The following is a 3957-nucleotide window of genomic DNA, read 5'->3' on the forward strand; positions in this document are numbered from 1 at the left end:
AATCAGTCTGTGTCCGTGGAGGATCGGCGCGATAACCGCTGCCGCCCTCGTGCTTCTTCACCTACAAGCCCCCGCCTGGTGAGAAAACCTCAGTGTCGGCGTCTTCACACGTCCACCACTGTCCATCCTCGAGGGAGAGGAGCTGAAGCGTCCACATCTCGCGGACCTGGTTGGGAGCCTCGGCATCCCTCAACATCAGCAAAGTGGAGAAGGGGCCTGGCCCTTCGTTCGTGTCGAACTCGATCCGCTCGATAGGGCGCTCGCCCGGACCGAGACTCCTGTTGAGTTCGTCCTTGACGCACTGGCAGTAGTCCTCGAAGTGCGCTTCGTCCTCCACCGAATACGTCTTCACCGGAGCGTGAACGACTCCTGCAGCGTGTGCGACGTCAGGAACACACCGGCTTCGGTCCAATCGAAGGTCCAGCATGCTGTCCCCGAGGCCTTCGATGTCGAACACACGAGTAGGGGAAGACCAGCCGCCGTCGCAGGTCGGAACCTTGATGAATGCGTGAGTTCCCTGCTCTACGACCTTCCGCGCCTGTGCGATCGGCACGTCCAGCACTGCATCCCAGAACTTGGCGCACTCCTCTTCGTCGGCTTCGTCCGACAACTTCGCCATTCTTGCTTGAAGGATCGCGAGAGGATCCAGGTCGCGAAAGTGTCCCTTCTCTCGAAGCTTCCTCTCCACATTGGCTATCGCCAGAAAATCCGGGTCGATAAATCTCGCTCCCTGGATTTCGACATCGTCCAGACGCTTGAGGAAGACGCTGACGTTGTCTTTCAGCGAGCACATTCCATCGGTCGTCGGAATGACTTTCGCAGTCTGAGCACCCTCGATCTTCGGCTTCGCGAGAACGAAATCCAGGGCATGCGCGGCCGATCCGAGATCGTCACCTTCCGCCCACTCACGCAGCCACGTAAGGATGCCCCGCTTGGGGATACTTTCGAGTGCCTTCTTCTCGTCCTTCAATCGTAGGTCGATGGTGGTGGACGAGAATCGGTATGCATAGAGCTGACGCAGACGCGCTTCGCGCTGCGGCGTGGCATAACAGCGCCAGTGCGGCACGTCATTACCGGTGTTGAGAGATTTGATCCACTTTTCGTGATCACTCTCCTTCACATCGTTGACTGCAAAGTCCAGGGGACGAAGTTCGTCGGCCGGCCGCAATGCGCCCGTCGGATCAGGAACCATAGCCTTCCTGCACGCAAGGTACGGGACGTGCGTGCACAGGACTTCGTCGCCGAACGACCTCAGTTCGCGACCGCGCGCAGGCATGTATTCGAGGTGCGCGGCCGGGTCCTGGATGGACGAAACCCGGGGAAGGAGGTCGACGAACATCTCCGACAGCGTTGCGAGGATTTCGCGATTGTAGGTATTGGGCAACAGCGTGGTGCGGTCGTCGTTGACACTCCACGGCGCGTTGAAGAGCGCCGACGCGGTAGTGGTGTCCTGCAATGGGAAATACGACCAGAACTCACCGGTCTTCAGCTGGGAGAACCGCGCCGGCATCGCAACGGTGACCTTGACTCGGTCGCGGGAGACCGCTTCCCCGACTTCAGCCCTGGCACCGGCACTCGGTTCATGCATCCGATGTTCCACGTACCACTCGTCGTGGTCACCGTTCGGTCGCTCGATGCGAAACGCGCCATTGCCGATGTCGCGTGAGACATGGCTGGTCGTAAAGTTCTCGTCCGCTCCGATTACCCGCAGCCGGATCTCCCGAACTGCGGTCACGAAAAGGAGAAATTCGGACCGGAATCCCTCGATCTCGTTTCGAAGGTTTCCGGACTTCGATACGTTCGGCAATTTGATTATCGTGGTTGCCCATTCCCCAAGCTCGGCAAGCACCGGGTCCGATCCAAATTCAGCTGGCGCGTCGATCAGGGTAGGAGTCCTGAGGATCGGGAGTCGCCGCAACCCCCGAGAAATCGCCGAAAGCGTTTCCCTTGCCGCCAGGGAATTGAATTCGAACGAGACAGATCGGCTGAATACCTGAGGCGAATCGGTGACCGACAGAACGGACTTGAATCCGAGTCCGAAACGCCCGATTTCATCTCCTCGCTTTCCACTCAGGTGCGCATGGGCGATCGCAGTGAGTCCACTCTTGGAAAACGGACGTCCGGCGTTGGCGCAGTACATGGTGTTGCTGCTGAGGTCGAGGATGATTTCGACGCGCCCCGCGCCATCTTCGTCCTGGTCCGCACCCGACATGGCGTCAGCAGCGTTTTGTACGAGCTCGAGGAGCGTGCGGTTGGAATATCCACCGACACGTATGGATTCCTCGTGGTTCGCATGTTCGGGGATCAGATTCGGGTTCGCGCGATAGGAATCGATCGCACGTCGAAACAGGTCTTCGAGCTCGGCCGTGAGCTCCGCGTCGGGTACCCAGTCGGAAGTCGTCAACGGCATGCTCGCACTACCTCGTCGTTCTGCACCTCTGTGCACCCCTTCCCCTCCGCCGCTCGCCCTACTGCAGGGAAGAGCGTCTGCACCGGCGAGTACTTGTTACTCACTGCCCCAATCGACTCAGGGACCACAAGGGTTACATACCGTTCATCGAACAGATACGACCTGCCCAAGCAGCCTCTGCCACTGTGCCTCAGCGCGCGTGGACCAACTGCTCCGACGGACTGGAATCGAACCAGCCACCCTCGATCGCACGCTCGAAGAACCCTTCCTCGAGTGCGTCGACTCTTCCTAGCGCGGCCGCGAGGATATGTGTGCCCAACCTAGGCGGGATGGCGTTGCCGATCTGCTGAGCGATATCTCTGCCTCGCCAGGGAAAGTCCATCGGAAACGTCTGCAGGCGTCCAGCTTCCGCATTGGTGAATCGGTCGATCGAGGTTCCGTGCACATCGACGAGTCGATTTCGCGACACTTTGCCAGTGACGGTGAAAGCGGGCTCGTCGGATCTCCGGATCCCTCGGGCCTTCGGGTTTCCACCTGTGCCGTAGTTGGAAACGACAGAGAATGGATACTGCCGGGTCGACGCCAACGCCTCACCCATCGTGTTCCAGGGTCGACACAACATGTCTCCCAGACCTCGCGGCACGCCCTTTCTGTATGGCTGATGCGTGGGCACAGGAAGACACGCAGACATGCCGTACCTGGCAATCAAGATCGCGCGGCGACGTGTCTGAGGAACTCCGAATTCCTCTGACCGTAGAACGCCAGCCACTACGCCGTAACCTGCCTTCCGAAGTACCGCGCCCATTGCCTCCCACACTGGAAGCACGGCAGGGACCTGCTCCAGAACGATCGCTTCATATGGGCGGTTGTCGGCCAGCGCTTTCAGCGCCCACCTCAGAGGTTCGAGCACCAAGCCGGTACGTTCATCATCGAAGCGAGCAACTTGCTTCTCGACGTCCTTGCGGTTCCCCATCGCATCGACGAGCCTGAGAACTCGGTCCAGTGCGGAACGTCCTGCCCCTGTACCGGCCACAGTGAATGTCTGGCACGGCGGGCCACCAGCCAGAACGTTGGCTTGAGGGAAGTCCTCCGGGCCGAACTGCCGCACATCCGCTTCGTACGTTATGAGGCCCGCGTCACGTCGTGTCTTGCAAGCCTCCGCATCCCACTCGATACCTTCGACGTGGACGTCCAGCCACCGAGCCGCCACATCCAAGCCTCCGGGCCCGGCGAAAAGATCCACGATGCGCGGGTTGGTAACCGCGGCGGAAGCAGGGGCAAGGCTCATGGGCCCAGATCCTATAAGTAGCCTCCGACACACCTGGGGATCACATCCTGACCTGCGCCGATTACGCGGAACACGCCCACACGACGGCTCACTCTCAGCCTCGACACTGCCTTGGTAAAGTCCCCAGATACTTGCGCGACCTTGTTCGGCCGCGATCGAACCGGGGTTGCGTCCATCAGGATGGTGTACGAGCCGGAACCAAACGAACTGATCGGCGTGTCGTAACCGGACGAAAGACGGTCATCGCGTGATTCTTCGA

At 60.0% G+C, this 3957-nt stretch carries 2 protein-coding genes; both read right to left on the reverse strand.

The features are described from left to right. Window positions 1–61 precede the first annotated feature (61 nt). Window positions 62–2410, reverse strand: a complete 2349-nt coding sequence (locus tag ACWDUD_RS30495; RefSeq protein ID WP_450111761.1) for a sacsin N-terminal ATP-binding-like domain-containing protein — start codon at window positions 2408–2410, stop codon at window positions 62–64. Window positions 2411–2600: 190 nt separating this feature from the next. Then, the gene (locus ACWDUD_RS30500; protein WP_450111762.1) at window positions 2601–3698 is read right to left on the reverse strand and encodes a DNA cytosine methyltransferase; all 1098 of its coding nucleotides are present in this window, start codon (window positions 3696–3698) and stop codon (window positions 2601–2603) included. Between the last annotated feature and the right edge of the window lie 259 nt (window positions 3699–3957).

This window comes from Rhodococcus sp. NPDC003382, assembly GCF_053589135.1.

Coding starts and splice junctions, on each gene's coding strand:
- ACWDUD_RS30500 (WP_450111762.1), bottom strand. CDS start 3,698: ATGAGCCTTGCCCCTGCTTCCGCCGCGGTTACCAACCCGCGCATCGTG.
- ACWDUD_RS30495 (WP_450111761.1), bottom strand. CDS start 2,410: ATGCCGTTGACGACTTCCGACTGGGTACCCGACGCGGAGCTCACGGCC.